Origin of the sequence: Alysiella filiformis, from assembly GCF_014054525.1 — a bacterium.
Taxonomy (GTDB): Bacteria; Pseudomonadota; Gammaproteobacteria; order Burkholderiales; family Neisseriaceae; genus Simonsiella; species Simonsiella filiformis.
The window spans coordinates 1,709,024-1,725,094 of sequence record NZ_CP059564.1; the positions used below are offsets into that span (position 1 = coordinate 1,709,024).

Consider the following 16,071-nt stretch of genomic DNA (forward strand, 5'->3'; position numbering starts at 1 on the left):
TTTAAGGCTGCGGTGCATTGCTGCGTTGCAAATAAATCGTGGCGGTGTGGGTGGGGGAAACGGTAACGCTTTCGCTGTCAAAATATTCGCCCGTATCCAACTGATGATAGCGCACAAAATATTCGCCCGAATCCAAATCTTTCAACAAAAATTCGTTGCGTTCTTCAATGAAAAAGGTGCGCATTAATTGTCCGCTTTGTTTTTCATATAATTGGGCGAACACGTCTGATGTGTTGCGAATGTTTTCCACGTTGATGGCGCTGTTGCCTGAACCTGTGATTTGCGCGTAATTGCTCACATAGCCCGATTCGGTGGGCAAAGGCGAACCGTTGGGCGCATGAGTGGGGCGCACATAGCTGGTGGCTGGTGGGGTGTTGGCGGTTTCCGCATTCATGGCGTGCACATCAACAGGCTGTTTGTCGTCAGGGTTGATGATGACTTGGGTGCTAACCAGTTGGGGTTCTTTGCTTTTGGTGAACCAGCTTGTGCCTTGCCACGCCACCAATCCCAGCAAAATCAATGAAATGATGATTAAGCCAATCAACACCAATTTTTGCGGATTGCTGGCTGAACCATCGGCAGCATAATGTTGTGATGATGAATAATGGGCTGGTGGATTGCGGCGTTTGGCGTGGGGCAGGGTGGTGGGAATGCCCAATTCTTCTTGCATACGGCGGCGGCGTTGGGCTTCAATCCAAAAATCGTGTTCGGCACGTTTGCGTGGGTCGGACAGCACATCGTAGGCGCGATTGATGAGCTGCATAATGCGATGTGCGTCTGGGTCGGGGTTTAAATCGGGGTGGTATTTGCGCGACAAGCGGCGATAGGCTTGGCGAATTTCCGCATCGGTGGCGGTGTAGGGAACTTGCAAATTATCGTAATGGGTATGAATGTGCATTTCAGATATTTTCAGCAAAAAATAATTTTTCAGGCAGCCTGAAAATTCAGTTTGACGATAAATAAGGTGCTGCGCCGCGATTGGCAAGTTCATCGGCGCGTTCGTTTTCGGTGTGTCCTGCGTGTCCTTTGACCCAAGTCCAGCGTACTTGGTGGCGTTGAACTTCGTGGTCTAGGCTTTGCCACAAGTCGGCATTTTTAACGGCTTGTTTGGCGGCGGTGCGCCAGCCGTTTTTTTTCCAGTTGTGTATCCAGCTTTCCATGCCGTTTTTGACGTATTGTGAATCGGTGTGTATGACCACTTCGCAAGGCTCATGCAGGGCTTGTAAGCCTTGTACCACGGCGGTAAGTTCCATGCGGTTGTTGGTGGTTTGGGCTTCGCCGCCAAACAGCTCTTTTTCGTGTTGTTTGTAGCGCAACAATGCGCCCCAGCCACCAGCACCAGGGTTGCCTTTGCACGCGCCGTCTGTGTAAAGATAAACGGTTTTCAAGACGTTTCCTTCTTGATTTTAGAGTGGCGTATCATAACACAATTTGACCAGCAGGCTGCCTGAAAAATCATCTTAAACACCACATTGGTGCGTTTTTTCAGGCAGCTTGAAACATGGCAACATCAACGTTTATCTTGAAAAAACGCATTAACCGTATCGTGAAACAAATCGGCGGCATGGGCTTGTTCGTATTCCAAAATTTCGCCTTCTTCTTGCCAAGCAGCGTTGATGTTGTCAATGGCATCGGTGCGAATGTCGTGCGGCAAACTTTGCAACAGGGCTTTAAACGCCACCGCCAACACACGGTTTTGCATACGCAAATGGTCGTTGTGGTATTCCAAATCCGTTAAACGTTCTTCGGTGTCCATATCCATAATGCTTAATCCTTTGGAAAATTATGTTAAAATGTGTATTTTAAAACCGTATTGCTTAACCTTTCAATCCCCCCAACGGACGCGCAACATGAATCAAACGGACAAATCCACATCATCAATGATTTTTACTTTGGAAGACGACAACGCTTCCGCCCCCGTGTATGACAGCAAATCCAACAGTTGGGAACAAACCCTCAATGAAATGCGCAACAGTCGCAATCGTCAAGCCAGCAGCCCAGCTCATGAATTGAGCGATTTCATTGCCAGTGGCAAATCCAATCGGGCGGAAATTCCACGCTTGTCGGCACAAAAAAACCCTTATGCGGAAGAATTGAACGCCTTTGCCGATTTGCGCATGAACAAAAAACACCACCTGCCGCCACCCACCCCTTTTGAAAAAGACACCGATGGCGAATCTGCCGAAAAAGCGGGCGATTGGTCGCGTTTGATTGACTTGCCCAAGCCCAAACACACTTCCACCGCACCCATCACGCCCACGAAAAGTTTTGGCGATGAAGAGCTGGATTATGCCTATCGCGAATATTTGAAAAAACGCGAACAAGACCACAACGCCCACATTCAGGCAGCCCCCGATGACGATATTGGCGTGTTGATTCAAGAAGATTGGCTTACCGCGCAACAGGCTTTGCAAAGCGAACGCAATCGCAAACACCAAATGCCCATTCGCACTGAAAAATTGAACGAAAACGCACCCAGCACCGATGAAATCATCGGCGAAGTGGACGACAATGGCGAATTTGTGGTGCAAGAACAACGCAGCGTACCCAATGTGCCTGAAATCACAGTTCACGTTTACGATTTGCCGCAACTGCCTTCCACGCGCAAAATCAAAGTGTTTTCAGAAAAAGAATTGCTGGCTGAAATTCAGGCGCGTTTGCGTCCGCATTTAACCAATGCGGTGTCGGGCATGGTGCGCCAAGTTTTGCAAAAGAAAATGGCGATGTTGTCTTACGATTTGCAAACCATGCTCAACGAAGAAACGCCACAAATGGTAGAAGATGTGTTGGAACACAATCTGACCCACATCATGCGCGAAATCAAAAATAAATTGTCTTAAAAAAACACCTTTTCAGGCAGCCTGAAACACAATTTGGCTGCCTGAAAACGCATTCACAAGGAAAAACATCATGGCTGGCAACACCTTCGGACAAATTTTCACCGTAACCACTTTTGGCGAAAGCCATGGCGCAGGCTTGGGCTGCATCATTGACGGTTGCCCGCCCAATTTACCGCTTACCGAAGCCGACATTCAAGCCGACCTAGACCGCCGCAAACCTGGCACCAGCCGCCACGTTACCCAACGCCGCGAGCCAGACCAAGTGGAAATTTTATCGGGCGTGTTTGAAGGCAAAACCACAGGCACGCCCATCGCCTTGCTCATTCGCAACACCGACCAGCGCAGCAAAGATTACGGCAAAATTGCCGAACAATTCCGCCCAGCCCATGCCGATTACACCTATTGGCACAAATTCGGTACACGCGATTATCGCGGTGGCGGCAGAAGTTCCGCGCGAGAAACCGCAGCGCGTGTGGCGGCTGGTGCGGTGGCAAAAAAATGGTTGCGCGAACAGTTTGGCACAGAAATCATTTGCTGGGTAACGCAAGTGGGCGAAAAAGCCATTGCGTTTGAACATGAAGATTTGATTTCGCAAAATCCCTTTTTTGCCGCCAACCAATCGCAAATTACCGAATTGGAAGACTACATGGACAGCGTCCGCAAATCGTTGGACAGCGTGGGCGCAAAATTGCACATTGAAGCGCGAAACGTGCCAGTGGGCTTGGGCGAACCCGTTTTTGACCGTTTGGACGCAGACATTGCCCACGCGCTGATGTCCATCAATGCCGTGAAAGCGGTGGAAATTGGCGATGGTTTTGATGTGGTGGCGCAACGCGGCAGTTTTCATGGCGATGAACTCACGCCCACAGGGTTTAAATCCAACCGTGCAGGTGGCATTTTGGGCGGCATTTCCACGGGGCAAACGATTACCGCCAATTTCGCGATTAAGCCAACCAGCTCCATCGCCACGCCACGCGAAAGCATAGACATTTACGGCAATTCGGTGGAAATTGCCACCCACGGTCGCCACGACCCTTGCGTGGGTTTGCGCGCCGCACCGATTGCCGAAGCGATGTTGGCTTTGGTGCTGATTGACCACGCTTTGCGCCACCGCGCCCAAAATGCCGATGTGCGTGTGGCAACGCCCGATATTGCGCGTTTGGGTGGAAAATAAAATTTCAGGCTGCCTGATTGATGTGGAGAATAAAACCATGAGAAAAATCATTTGGTTGATGATGATGTTTTTAACCGCTTGTGTGGCAGCACAGTATCCCTTACGCGATGATGTGATTTTGTTTAATAAAGCAGACAACATATTTTTGCGCCAGCACCAAAAATTGCCCGAAGTCTTGCCGATTTACACCACTTTATCGGAAAAGGGGTTTGCAGAGGCGCAATTTCGCTTGGCGACAATTTACGATGATTGGTATTACGGTGTTCATCCGCAAGATAAAAATACCGATAAAAATGTTTATCTCGCCAAAGCCGTTTATTTGGTATGAAAAAGCCGCAGCCAATGGTCATCCGATTGCACAAAACGATTTGGCGTTGTGGTATGGTGTGGGTTTAGAGGGCATTTTGCCAAAAAATCAAGCCAAAAAATTCACTTTATTGAGCCAAGCGGCACAAAAAGGTTTGGCAGCAGCGCAACATAATTTGGCGTACATGTATCATCATGGCGAATATGTGGAACAAGATTTTGAATTGGCAGATTTTTGGTATCGAAAAGCCATTTTACAAAATCATGAAAACGCGAAAAATGCCCACCAATCCATGCTAAAAGATATGGCGGAACAAAAAAAATTGACAAAACAGTAAATTCATTTCAGGCAGCCTGAAAATTTCTTAAATTGAAATGGAAAACAAAATGTCCAACCAAAGATTGATTTACGGCTTTCACGCCATCAATGCCCGCTTGTGGCAAAATCCCCAATCCATTACCGAACTGTATGTTTTGGAAAACAAAAACGATGCGCGTACCCGAGAAGTGCTGGAAAAAGCCGCCAACGAAAACGTACGCGTGCATTTTGCCGACACCGACCGCCTGAACGCCATGGCAAAAGGCGCACGACATCAAGGCGTGGTCGGATTCATCGATGCGTCCAAAAACCACGTTCATTTAGAAGATGTGCTTGAAAACCTACAAGAACCCCCATTTTTGCTGGTGTTGGACGGCATTACCGACCCCCACAATTTGGGCGCATGTTTGCGGACAGCAGATGCCATGGGCGTGCATGCTGTGATTGCGCCGAAAGACAAAAGCGCGGGTTTGAACGCGACCGTCAGCAAAGTGGCATGTGGCGCAGCCGAAACCGTCCCATACATTACCGTAACCAACTTGGCGCGGACTTTGCGCGAATTAAAAGAATACGGCATTTGGGTGGTCGGCACCGACATGGGTGGCGATGCCGATTTGTTCCACTATACCATTCCCCAATCGGTGGCATGGGTCATGGGCAACGAGGGCGAAGGCATGCGCCGTCTCACGCGCGAACATTGCGATGCGCTGGTGTCCATTCCCATGTTTGGCACGGTGGAAAGCATGAACATATCCGTGTCGGCAGGCATGGTGTTGGCAGAAACGCGCCGCCAACGCATTCAAGCTGCCTGAAACGTTGCCAAACGTGGCGTTGCGCCGCCACACCCACGCTTTGGGTGGGTGGCGCACCACATTGGCATTCAATAGACAAAATCCCGTACCCCAAGCGGTTCGCGTCCCAGCAAAGCAGCAAAATCGCCACAATCCGCACACGAACCCTGTTGCAACAATTTCATGCTGCCTGCACTCACAAAACCATTGCTCAACACATTCATCATCGGCAAAGTGGGCGCAATCAAAGCCATGGGAATGGGGATGATTTTCAAATGATTGGGTTTACCATGAACCACTTGGCGCAGAATTTGCAAATAATCCGCCAAAGTGTGTTGTGTTGCCCCCGTCATGTTCACAATGGTGCCGTGTGGAAGAGGGTGTTCAGCCATATTTGCCAAACCTTCCGCCACATCAAACACATGCACAGGCTGAAAATCAAATTGACCGCCATTGGGCAATGCCCAAATCGGCATATTCGCCATTTTCAAAAAAGCCTCGCAACTTTCGCCACCACGCCCAAACACAATGGACGGACGCCCCACATTCACAGTCAAACCGCTTGATAATAAAGCCACATCGCCACGCCCTTTGCTGCCCACAAACGGCACTTCATGCGCCGCGTCCGCGCCCAAAGCGGAAAGCTGCACCCAATGTTTCACGCCCACTTCACGCGCCCAAGCCGCCAATTTCACAGGCGTGTGATGATGAACGGTTTCCAAAACATCAGCGTGGCGCGACATCACGCCCACCGCATTCACAATCACATCTTGATTTTGCAAGACTTTTTTCGCTGACGTTTCATTCAGATTCACAAAATCCACTTCCTGCCGCGTGGCAATGTGAACTTGATGACCGCGTTCGCGCAAAATGCGTGCGATTTGTTTTCCGATGAAACCGCGTCCGCCAAAAATCAAAATATTCATGGTGTTACACTCCGTTCAGTTTGTTCAGAAAGGCGGTCTTTTTTCGTTTCAGGCTGCCTGAAAGTCATTTTTTCTTTTTGCAAGGCATGAATTTGTTTGCGTACCAAATACGCCAGCACCAACAGCAGACTCACTCCACCAAAAATCGCCCAACGCAAGGAATACAAAACCGTTTGCCCCAAATCCTCCGCAAAACTTGGCACAAACAACAGCACGCACAGCAAAGGCAAAAACAGCGTCAGCCCCAAATACAGCCGTTGCCAGAACATCGCCGCGACTTCTTTCACGCCATCGCGCTCGTCATCGCACAGGAAACCCAGCGTTTTTTTCAAAGGCACGCTCAATAATCCCCAGCAGACCAAGCTGATTGTCAAAGCAATGGTCATCATCACAAATAATTCAAAAACTTCCATGATTAAACTCCTAACTATTTAAAAAAATTAAAATTTAAAAAATAAAGGTGAAACAAAAACCGCTGATTGATGTTGAAAATAATCAGCTTTTTGCATTTCAGGCTGCCTGCGCTGATATTCACCAAGCTGCCATGCAGACAACGTGAGCAAGACGCAAAACAAACTGGTTTTGATAAATAAACTGGGATTTTTTTCTTTTTGTACAACATGATAATTTGCCCAAGCAAAGCAGCCTGAAAATAGCCAAGCCAAATAACCCCAAGAAAATATTTCCAAAAACATCAAACTGCTCAATATCAAAATAATCGTGATTTCCGAGAAATAAAATCGCACAGTTCTCCCAGAATGCAATGCAGAACATGTGATAAATAGGAAAATATTTGCATAAAATGGCAAACTGTATGGCAACAGAAAAAAGAACAGCAGCCCTGAAGAAACAAATTCCATGCCGATTTTGGGTTCGCTGTTACCTAATGCTGCGCTGGGCAGAAATAAAGATGCCAAATACAGTAGCAAAATCGGTAACAACAGTTTATTCATGCTAATAAGACGATGTGTGGCGGTTTTATAAGCAAAAATCCCAAAATACATCAAAATAATACAAAAAATAAACACCATAATTGGCTTTCAAAATTGGATTTATTTTTTGCGCTGATGATACGGCACATTGCACATGCCATTTTCGCATTTCGGTTTGCCAATCAACCAAGTGGGAAAACGGTTGCGGTTGCGCGCAAAAATCGGGTAAAACCAATCGGCTAGCTGTTTGGCAATCGGCAAATGCGTGATTTTGACGATTGTCCAGTCGTCCAAACCGCGATGCACCAAACGCACGGCTGGCATACCGCGCAAAATTTGCCCATCGGCATCAATGGCGTGCAAATAAGTCAATGAATCTTCAACAGAAATACCGTGTTTTGCCAACACATCTTCATTGCCTTGAATGGGAATGGTCAAATATTCGTGGGCGCGGCGGCTTTCGTTGAGCAACGCCATTTCACGCGCACACAGGGGGCATTGGGCATCGTAGAAAATTTGGTGTTTCATATTTCAATTCCTTGTTTTATGATGATAAATTTGATTTTTTATTGCCGTCCGCTAGGACTTCAGGCAGCCTGAAAAAAATCATTTTTTGTAACACGTTCCGCTTTCGCAATGGGGTTTGCGTAACAGCCAACGTGGGATTTTGTAACGATTTCGCGCAATCTTGGGATAAGCCCAATCGCACAATGGACGCAAAATCGGCAATCTTGACCAGCGTACCCACGCCAAAGTTTCGCTGTAAATCAAACGCAAAGCTGGCATACCGTTCAATACCGTGCCATCGTTGCGAATCGCGTACAAATCGCGCATGGCTTGTTGTGGTGTAATGCCATGTTGCAAAAGCCAATTTTCATTGCCTTGCACGCTCAATGGCTGAACGTGGTCGGCATTCGCACCTTGCATACGCAAATTCACGGCACGCACACAAAGCGGACATTCGGCATCGTAAAAAAATTGGTGGGGTTTCATGGGTTTATCCTTAAATTGCATTTTCAGGCAGCCTGAAGACATCATTGTGAAATCTTTTGATTTGAATCAAAAAATTGGCTTGGAAGGCAAGGTTAATTATTCTAAAATCAGCATTTTAACCAATCAAACAAATGGAGTAGGGTTTCATGAAAAAGTCATGGTTTGCGATTTTAACAGCTTGTTTTTTAATGGCTTGTGGCGAATCCGCACCGCAGCAAAGCACCGCCGCCGCGTCCAGTCCCAGCGACAACAAGCCCGTTTATCGCGTGTACAGTGAACAAAATTACGTTCCCTTCATCATGCACGCCATGGGACAAGAACCCAGTGGCTTTGAATACGACTTGTTGCAAGCCATTGGCGCAAAACAGGGCGTGAAATTCACATACACCGCCCACGTTTGGGAAGATTTGTTCGCCTCGCTCAATCGCAACGATTCGGACATCATCAGCGCAGGTTTGACCGTTACCGAAGAGCGGAAAAAAGACATGGATTTTACCGACCCACATTTGGAAAGCAGCCCTGTTATTTTAACCAAAAACAAACAAATTCAATCATTTGCTGATATAGCAGGGAAAAAAGTTTCCATTCAAAGCGGTACCACACACCAGCAATTGGTAGAACAATTCCAAAAAGGCAATGGCAACATCATCAAACGCGACACCGCGTGGCTGATTGTGAACGAAGTGATGAAAAACGAAACCGATGCCGCCATGTTGGATTCTGCTGTGGCGCAATATTATGTGAAACAATATCCCAATGAAAATCTCATCGTGGTTGCCGATAAAAGCATTGCCAAAGAGCCTTTGGCGTTTGCGCTGAAAAAAGGCAATCAGGCATTGAAAGAGCAGCTCAATCAGGGTTTGGCGAAAATCAAAGCCGATGGCACTTACGATAAAATTCAGCAAAAATGGTTTGGTAAACAATAATTAAGCTGATTTTCCGATTCAGGCAGCCCGTTTTCAGGCTGCCTGAAAACGTTTACATGGGTTTCAGAACCATCAGAAAAAACACCGCAAACATCGCACAAAATGCAGGATAACCCAGCCATTCCCAAGCCATTTGATAACGCTTGTATTCAGGCGGTAGCGCATTTTCCCCTTTCGCATAAGCAGCTTGTGCCATTTTCGCCATTTTGATTTGCAGCCAAACCACAGGCAACCAACACACACCAGCCAGCGCATACAAAGCCAAAGTCCATTTAACCCACAGCCACGCGCCGTCCCAAGTAAAGGGCATACCCAACTGATTTAAAAGCCACAATCCCGACAAAGGCTGAAAAATCACCGCAGGCGTGGTAAACCACCAATCCGCTTTCATCACCCATTTGGCAACCACCGCTTGCGCCGCCACCGAGCCACTTCGGTTTGCCCAAAACAGGTAAAATGCCGTGCCAAAGCCCGTTCCCACCATCAAAACCGATGAAATGATGTGCAAGGTTTTGACGATTAAGTAAGTATTCATTTTTTTAACTCCTGTTTTTTCTGTTGAAACAGAAAGAATAAAATTGCCAAAATCGGCATATTTTTGATTAAAGGTGCAAATGGGTGCAACCACATTTCAGGCAGCCTGAACGCAATAATCACGCTGTACGCCAACACGGTTGCAAATTGAAACAAGTAAAACACAGGTTTGTTTTTTAATTGGGTCAAATAAGCGATTGCCAAAGCCACGTCCAAACACGATGAAAAATAAAACACGCTTTTTTGCCAATCAGGTGGAATGCCCACTTGTGCCAATAAATGCAATGACCATTCAGGTGCAAAAAGAATGGGTTGAATGCCGCTCCACAACCACAAAAAAGCCAATGAATAAGTCAAATACGTTTTCATTTTAAATTACCAAAATTTCTGTCAAAACAGAAATTAAAAGTCAAAAAAATTTTCCGATGATGTGGGGTGCAACTTGTTGCACCGTATGCCTAAATTACTGTTTTATTTTGAAAGATAATAAATTGCACCCCACATCATCAACGCAACAACTTCTGAATACTCGCGCCCAATTTCAATACTTTTGCCATGGTTGCGGTGGAAAGTTTCAGCATTTCGTTTGTCCAACTGGTTAAAGTGGCAATAAATTCATGGGTTTGGGAAATGCGTTTTTTCACGGCATCGTTTTCGTTGGCAAATTCGGGTTCTTGCATAAGCTGGTGCAGAAATTGCAAAGTGGGTTCAATTTCACGGCGTTGGCGGTGTTCCACGATAATGCGGAACATTGTCCACACATCGTCATAAGTGGTAAAATAATCGCGCCTGTCGCCCAAAATGTGTGTGATTTGAACCAGTTGCAAATTTTGCAATTCTTTCAGGCTGGTGGAAACATTGGAACGTGCCACGCCCAAAGTTTCGCAAATTTCATCGGCATTCATGGGTTTGCCCAAAATGTAGAGCAGTGCGTGAATTTGGGAAACGGTGCGGTTTACGCCCCATTTTGTGCCCATTTCGCCCCAATGCAGCACGAATTTTTCGGTAGTGGGATTGAGTTTCACGGTGTGTCCTTAATTATGATGATTGCGTTTCAGGCAGCCTGAAACGGTTGATGAATGCAGTTTACGTCATTTTCTTTATTTCTGTCAAGACTGAAATTTGAGAAAGCGAAATTTCAGGCAGCAAAATCCTTTATAATGGCAGCACGCCCACAAATTTGAGTTGAAAAAAAATGAAATGGTTTTCGCGCTTTACCACCATAAGCAAAACGTTTTACCGCTATGGTTTGGCAGACATCATCGTGCCGTATGTGCATTTTGCTTGGTTGCGCCGCGTGTTGCAGGCATTGCCCAAATCGCAAATCGCGCTGACGCAACCTTTGCCTGTGCGTTTGCGTTTGGCTTTGGAAAGTTTGGGTCCAATTTTTGTGAAATTGGGGCAGGTGCTTTCCACGCGCCCCGATTTGTTGCCGCCCGAATACGCGCGTGAATTGGCGAATTTGCAAGACAAAGTGCCGCCTTTTGACGCGGATTTGTCGCGCCAGCAAATTGAACGCGCTTTGGGCAAGCCCATTCATGAGCTTTATGCCGAATTTGAAACGCAGCCGATTGCCAGCGCGTCCATTGCCCAAGTGCATAAGGCGCGGCTGTTTTCGGGCGAGGAAGTGGCGGTCAAAGTGTTGCGCCCCAATTTGGATAAAGTGATTGAGCAAGATTTGGCATTGATGAAATTTGGCGCAATATGGCTTGAACGCCTGTTTGCAGACGGCAAACGCCTGAAACCGCGCGAAGTGGTTGCCGAATTTGACAAATATTTGCACGATGAATTGGATTTGATGCGCGAAGCCGCCAATGCCAGCCAGTTGGGTCGCCAGTTTGCCAATCACAAAATGCTGATTGTGCCGCAGGTTTATTTTGACTATTGCAGTCGCGAAGTGCTGACCATTCAATGGATGAACGGCATACCCATTTCCGATACAGGCAGGCTGAAAGCAAGCGGCATAGACCTGAAACAGTTGGCGCGTTATGGCGTGGAAATTTTCTTTACCCAAGTGTTTAAAAACGGTTTTTTTCACGCCGATATGCACCCTGGTAACATTTTGGTTGCGCCAGACGGACGCTACATCGCGCTGGATTTTGGCATTGTTGGCAGCCTGACCGATTACGACAAACGCTATTTGGCGATTAACTTTTTGGCGTTTTTCAACCGCGACTACCATCGCGTTGCCACCGCCCACATTGAAAGCGGCTGGGTGCCACCCGATACCCGCGCCGAAGATTTGGAGGCGGCGGTTCGCGCCGTGTGTGAACCGATTTTCAACAAACCTTTGGCGGAAATTTCCTTTGGTTTGGTGCTGATGCGCCTGTTTGAAACCAGCCGCCGTTTTAATGTGGAAATTCAACCGCAGTTGGTTTTGTTGCAAAAAACGTTACTGAATATTGAAGGACTGGGGCGACAACTTGACCCCGATTTGGATTTGTGGGTAACGGCACGCCCATTTTTGGTTAAGTGGATGGACACGCAAATCGGTTTACGCGCCTTGCTCAATAATCTGAAAGATGAAGCCCCAGATTGGGCAGACATTTTGCCCAGCTTACCACGAAAAATCAACGCTTTGGTAGATGAAAACAAACAGCAAGAAATGCGCGATGCCTACATTCATTTGATTGAAAGCCAACGCAAGCAAAATTTTTGGCTGTCGGCGATTGCGGTGGTTTTATTGTTGATTTTTTTGTTTAAATGATTTTTCAGGCAGCCTGAAAGAAAGACAACATCATGATTTCCAAAAAAGAATATTTAGAACTCGCCCACGCGGGCTACAACCGCATTCCCCTTGTGCAAGAAGTGCTGGCGGATTTGGATACGCCACTTTCCATTTATTTAAAACTGGCAAATCAACCATTTAGCTATTTGCTGGAATCGGTGGTGGGTGGCGAGCGTTTTGGTCGCTATTCATTTATCGGTTTGCCGTGCCACACTTATTTGAAAGTGTCGGGCGAAGCCACCGAAGTGTATCAAAATCATCAGCTTACCCAAACGCACACAGGCAATCCGCTCCCCTTTATTGAGCAATTTCACGCGCAATTCAACACGCCTGAAATCCCCAAATTGCCGCGTTTCACAGGCGGTTTGGTGGGCTATTTTGGCTATGAAACGATTTATTATTTTGAACACATCAAACATCGCCTGAAAAATCCACCCAAAAATAACCCTTTGAATACGCCTGATATTTTGCTGATGTTGTCGCAAGAACTGGCGGTGATTGACAATTTGTCGGGCAAAATTTATTTGATTGTTTATGCCGACCCTGCCAATCCGCAAGGCTATGAATTGGCACAAGAAAAATTGGCAAACTTGCGCGACAAATTGCGTCAAAGCGTTGAAATTCCATTGAGTTTGGGCAGCGAAACCACGCAGCCTGAACACAGCACAGGCGAAACCGCATTCAAGTCGTACGTTCGCCAAATTCGTGAATACATTTTGAATGGCGATTGCATGCAGGTTGTGCCAGCGCAGGGCATGAAATTGCCTTTTAAAGACAATCCATTGCATTTGTATCGTGCGTTGCGAACGCTCAATCCGTCTCCATATTTGTTTTATTATGATTTTGGCGATTTTCACATTGTGGGTTCATCGCCTGAAATTTTGGTGCGCCGTGAACGCGATAAGGTGGTGGTGCGCCCAATTGCTGGCACACGTTTGCGCGGCGCAACGCCCGAACAAGATGCTGAAAATGCACGCGATTTGCTCAATGACCCCAAAGAAATTGCCGAACACACCATGTTGATTGATTTGGGGCGCAACGATGTGGGGCGCATTAGTGAGATTGGCTCGGTGGTGGTTACCGACAAAATGGTCATTGAGAAATATTCGCATGTCATGCACATCGTGTCCAATGTGGAAGGCAGCCTGAAACAGGGTGTGAGCAATATGGACATTTTGGCGGCAACTTTTCCTGCTGGCACGCTGTCGGGTGCGCCCAAAGTGCGCGCTTTGGAAATTATTGAAGAGCTGGAAACGGAAAAACGCAATATTTTCGGTGGCGCGGTGGGCGTGTGGGGCTTTAATCAGGACATGGATTTGGCGATTGCGATTCGCACGGCAATCATTCAAGATGATGTTTTGTATGTGAAAAGCGGTGCTGGCATTGTTGCGGATAGCGTGGAAGAAAGCGAGTGGCAGGAAACACAAAACAAAGCCCGAGCCGTTTTACGCGCCGCGCAAATGGTGCAGGAAGGTTTGGACAGTTAATGTTTTTGTGATATTTGTGAATGGCATTGCCGTCCGCTAGGACTTTCAGGCAGCCTGAAAGCTTAAAAAATCATGGAAAAATATCCTTATTGGCGTGTTTTGATTGGTTTTCCTTTTTTAACGCAATTGTTGGTGGCATTATTATTGTTCATCTTTTTTACAGATTTGTCTCGCCAGCAAATCAATGATATTCATATCATTTTTTTCATCAATGTTTACGCAGCAATCTTGGCAACCGTACCCACTTTTTTATTGGCAATGGTGTGTTGTTGGGCGGATTTTCGGTGTGATACGCCCAAAGTTTGGCAAAAAATGGCAGCAATCATGTTTGGGATTGTGTTTGTTTACGCTTTGATTTTGGTGGGTTTGCGTGGCACAACGATTTTGCACCCCATGCCTGTGAGCGCGGCAATGTTCTGTGGTATGGTGGCGGCAATTTATGCAGCGGTGGTGTTGCGTTGGATTTTGCCGACAAGTCATATTGCCGTCCGCTAGGACTTTCAGGCAGTCTGAAAGGTTAAAATCATGGAAAAATACCCTTATTGGCGCGTTTTAATTGGGTTTCCTTTGCTAACGCAATTATTGGGGGCATTGAGCTTATTCATCTTTTTTGCAGGTGTGTCTCGCCAGCAACTCAATGATATTCATATCATTTTTTTATCAATGTTTACGCAGCAATCTTGGCAACCGTACCCACTTTTTTACTGGCAATGGTGTGTTGTTTGGCGAATTTTTGGCGCGACACGCCTATGGTTTGGCAAAAAATGGCGGCAATCATGTTTGGGATTGTGTTTGTTTACGCTTTGGTTTTGATGGCTTGGCGAGATATAACCATTTGGCATGAAGTGCCGTTCAGTATGGCGATAGGTAGCGGCTTGGTCGCGGCAATTTATGCGGCGGTGGTGTTGCGCTGGATTTTGCCGAAAAGTCATATTGCCGTCCGTCAGATGTAAGCGTTTTATGTAAAAATCGGTGCGCACAGCGCACCTACATTTCAGGCAGCCTGAAAAGGATTAAACCATGCGAATTATCCTGTTTTTACTGTTGTCTATTTTGTGGTTTTGGTGGGTGTATGGGCTGACTTTGGCGTTGGCGGGCGCGTTCAAAACGGGTGTGGCACGCACACCCATCGCCCAATATTCACGCCAAAATCAACCGCTAAAATTCGCGCTGACGGTGTTGGTGCAAGCGATTTTTTGGGTGGGATTGGTGTTTTGGTGGCTGAATGGTTTGTGGAATTTTTTGATTAAATTGTTTGATTAGTTTGCGAAATATTTTTTCAGGCAGTCTGAAACCTTTGCAAAACTCGGTTTGTAGGGGCAGATTTCATATCTGCCCCGTTTAGGTTCGAAGAAATTTTCATTCTTATCAATAAATTGAAAAAAGGGCGGATATGAAATCCGCCCCTACGTCAGTTTAAAAGTAGGTTTTGCAAAGGTTTCAATCTGAAAGGAATAAACAATGAGTAAAACCAATCGGATTTTGCCCGACACACCATGGAAAGCACAATCTGTGTGGTCGCTAGAACGCAAATCTTTGATTATGTTGTTGTTTGGTTTAGCGTGGTTTTGGGTGGGCGAAGCGATGTTGGTGCTGGCAAATTTGGGCGCAACGCCTTGGGCGGTGTTCGCGCAAGGTTTAGCACAACAGTTTGATGTGAATATTGGTGTTACCACGTTTTTGATTAGTGTGGGCGTCATGTTGCTGTGGATGCCTTTACATTTGCGCGTGGGTTTGGGGACGCTGGCGAATATGGTGGTGATTGCGCTGGTATTTGGTTTGGTGGTGAAATTTGTGCCTGCACCGAGCGCGGAAAGTTGGTTTTTGCGTGGGATTTTGTGCGTGGGTGGCGTCGTTGTGATTGGCGTAGCGGCGACTTTGTATTTAACTTGCCACATGGGAGCGGGCCCTCGAGACGGCTTGATGGTCGGTTTGTGCCACAAAACAGGTTGGCGCGTGGGCGTGGTGCGGACTTTGTTGGAAAGCACGGTTTGCGGTGTGGGCTGGTTGTTTGGTGGTACAGTGGGCTTGGGTACTTTGTTGTTTGCGTTTGGCGTGGGTTGGGTGGTGCAATTTTGTTTGTTATTTTTAGAACGCTGGTTCGCAAAATGATGT

Annotated in this window: 23 protein-coding genes; 12 read left to right on the plus strand and 11 right to left on the minus strand. The window is 46.8% G+C overall.

Going from position 1 to position 16,071, the window contains the following annotated elements:
• Position 1: 1 nt before the first annotated feature.
• From H3L97_RS08460 to H3L97_RS08470, 3 genes are all read right to left on the minus strand, one after another.
• Positions 2-991: a J domain-containing protein gene (locus tag H3L97_RS08460; protein ID WP_220457430.1), complete on the minus strand. Its 990-nt coding sequence runs from the start codon at positions 989-991 to the stop codon at positions 2-4.
• Complete coding sequence (gene rnhA / locus H3L97_RS08465; RefSeq protein ID WP_097113135.1) at positions 945-1,388, minus strand: ribonuclease HI; 444 nt, start codon at positions 1,386-1,388, stop codon at positions 945-947. The genes H3L97_RS08460 and rnhA overlap by 47 nt, the downstream gene beginning before the upstream one ends.
• Positions 1,389-1,510: 122 nt before the next feature.
• The gene (locus tag H3L97_RS08470) at positions 1,511-1,762 is read right to left on the minus strand and encodes an NGO1151 family protein (RefSeq protein WP_097113136.1); all 252 of its coding nucleotides are present in this window, start codon (positions 1,760-1,762) and stop codon (positions 1,511-1,513) included.
• An 88-nt stretch (positions 1,763-1,850) separates the two neighbouring features.
• Here H3L97_RS08470 and H3L97_RS08475 point away from each other — a divergent pair, with 88 nt between their 5' ends.
• From H3L97_RS08475 to rlmB, 5 genes are all read left to right on the plus strand, one after another.
• A complete protein-coding gene (locus tag H3L97_RS08475; protein WP_143269075.1) occupies positions 1,851-2,840 on the plus strand; it encodes a hypothetical protein in 990 nt (329 codons plus the stop codon).
• Positions 2,841-2,910: 70 nt separating this feature from the next.
• Positions 2,911-4,014: a chorismate synthase gene (aroC, locus tag H3L97_RS08480; protein ID WP_097113138.1), complete on the plus strand. Its 1,104-nt coding sequence runs from the start codon at positions 2,911-2,913 to the stop codon at positions 4,012-4,014.
• A complete protein-coding gene (locus H3L97_RS08485) occupies positions 3,932-4,342 on the plus strand; it encodes a hypothetical protein (protein WP_143269076.1) in 411 nt (136 codons plus the stop codon). Before aroC ends, H3L97_RS08485 begins: the two co-directional genes overlap by 83 nt.
• A complete protein-coding gene (locus tag H3L97_RS08490) occupies positions 4,308-4,658 on the plus strand; it encodes a tetratricopeptide repeat protein (RefSeq protein ID WP_179655750.1) in 351 nt (116 codons plus the stop codon). Before H3L97_RS08485 ends, H3L97_RS08490 begins: the two co-directional genes overlap by 35 nt.
• A gap of 49 nt (positions 4,659-4,707) precedes the next feature.
• Positions 4,708-5,451, plus strand: a complete 744-nt coding sequence (gene rlmB / locus H3L97_RS08495) for a 23S rRNA (guanosine(2251)-2'-O)-methyltransferase RlmB (protein ID WP_097113278.1) — start codon at positions 4,708-4,710, stop codon at positions 5,449-5,451.
• Positions 5,452-5,519: 68 nt separating this feature from the next.
• Here rlmB and H3L97_RS08500 read toward each other — a convergent pair whose 3' ends face one another.
• The 5 genes from H3L97_RS08500 to H3L97_RS08520 form a co-directional block, all read right to left on the minus strand.
• Positions 5,520-6,356, minus strand: a complete 837-nt coding sequence (locus tag H3L97_RS08500; RefSeq protein ID WP_097113141.1) for an NAD-dependent epimerase/dehydratase family protein — start codon at positions 6,354-6,356, stop codon at positions 5,520-5,522.
• Positions 6,353-6,769 carry a hypothetical protein gene (locus tag H3L97_RS08505; protein ID WP_097113142.1) on the minus strand — a complete coding sequence of 139 codons (417 nt, stop codon included), beginning with the start codon at positions 6,767-6,769 and terminating at the stop codon, positions 6,353-6,355. Before H3L97_RS08505 ends, H3L97_RS08500 begins: the two co-directional genes overlap by 4 nt.
• Positions 6,770-6,796: 27 nt before the next feature.
• On the minus strand, positions 6,797-7,387 hold the full coding sequence (locus H3L97_RS08510) for a hypothetical protein (protein WP_097113143.1): 591 nt from the start codon (positions 7,385-7,387) through the stop codon (positions 6,797-6,799).
• Between the two features lie 21 nt (positions 7,388-7,408).
• A complete protein-coding gene (locus tag H3L97_RS08515; protein WP_097113144.1) occupies positions 7,409-7,816 on the minus strand; it encodes a thiol-disulfide oxidoreductase DCC family protein in 408 nt (135 codons plus the stop codon).
• A 78-nt stretch (positions 7,817-7,894) separates the two neighbouring features.
• Complete coding sequence (locus H3L97_RS08520; protein ID WP_224446367.1) at positions 7,895-8,281, minus strand: thiol-disulfide oxidoreductase DCC family protein; 387 nt, start codon at positions 8,279-8,281, stop codon at positions 7,895-7,897.
• A gap of 146 nt (positions 8,282-8,427) precedes the next feature.
• Between H3L97_RS08520 and H3L97_RS08525 the strand changes: the two genes are divergently transcribed.
• Positions 8,428-9,207 carry a substrate-binding periplasmic protein gene (locus H3L97_RS08525; protein ID WP_097113146.1) on the plus strand — a complete coding sequence of 260 codons (780 nt, stop codon included), beginning with the start codon at positions 8,428-8,430 and terminating at the stop codon, positions 9,205-9,207.
• A gap of 52 nt (positions 9,208-9,259) precedes the next feature.
• On the opposite strand, the gene H3L97_RS08530 is transcribed toward H3L97_RS08525, so the two are convergent.
• The 3 genes from H3L97_RS08530 to H3L97_RS08540 form a co-directional block, all read right to left on the minus strand.
• Positions 9,260-9,742 (minus strand): DUF2269 family protein, encoded by a 483-nt coding sequence (locus H3L97_RS08530; protein ID WP_097113147.1) that lies wholly within the window; start codon positions 9,740-9,742, stop codon positions 9,260-9,262.
• A complete protein-coding gene (locus tag H3L97_RS08535; RefSeq protein WP_097113148.1) occupies positions 9,739-10,110 on the minus strand; it encodes a DoxX-like family protein in 372 nt (123 codons plus the stop codon). Before H3L97_RS08535 ends, H3L97_RS08530 begins: the two co-directional genes overlap by 4 nt.
• 137 nt (positions 10,111-10,247) lie before the next feature.
• Positions 10,248-10,766: a GbsR/MarR family transcriptional regulator gene (locus tag H3L97_RS08540; RefSeq protein ID WP_097113149.1), complete on the minus strand. Its 519-nt coding sequence runs from the start codon at positions 10,764-10,766 to the stop codon at positions 10,248-10,250.
• Between the two features lie 170 nt (positions 10,767-10,936).
• On the opposite strand from H3L97_RS08540, the gene ubiB reads away from it, so the two are divergent.
• The 6 genes from ubiB to yczE all read left to right on the plus strand — a co-directional run bounded on the left by ubiB (position 10,937) and on the right by yczE (position 16,068).
• Entirely contained in the window at positions 10,937-12,448 is a 1,512-nt protein-coding gene (ubiB, locus tag H3L97_RS08545) for a ubiquinone biosynthesis regulatory protein kinase UbiB (protein ID WP_097113150.1), read from the plus strand.
• Positions 12,449-12,480: 32 nt separating this feature from the next.
• A complete protein-coding gene (gene trpE / locus H3L97_RS08550; protein WP_097113151.1) occupies positions 12,481-13,956 on the plus strand; it encodes an anthranilate synthase component I in 1,476 nt (491 codons plus the stop codon).
• 72 nt (positions 13,957-14,028) lie between these two features.
• Positions 14,029-14,451, plus strand: coding sequence for a hypothetical protein (locus H3L97_RS08555; RefSeq protein WP_097113152.1), 423 nt, complete (start codon positions 14,029-14,031; stop codon positions 14,449-14,451).
• A 185-nt stretch (positions 14,452-14,636) separates the two neighbouring features.
• A complete protein-coding gene (locus H3L97_RS08560; protein WP_143269078.1) occupies positions 14,637-14,909 on the plus strand; it encodes a hypothetical protein in 273 nt (90 codons plus the stop codon).
• A 67-nt stretch (positions 14,910-14,976) separates the two neighbouring features.
• The gene (locus H3L97_RS08565) at positions 14,977-15,219 is read left to right on the plus strand and encodes a hypothetical protein (protein WP_034290658.1); all 243 of its coding nucleotides are present in this window, start codon (positions 14,977-14,979) and stop codon (positions 15,217-15,219) included.
• Positions 15,220-15,417: 198 nt separating this feature from the next.
• Complete coding sequence (yczE, locus tag H3L97_RS08570) at positions 15,418-16,068, plus strand: membrane protein YczE (RefSeq protein ID WP_097113153.1); 651 nt, start codon at positions 15,418-15,420, stop codon at positions 16,066-16,068.
• Positions 16,069-16,071 lie beyond the last annotated feature (3 nt).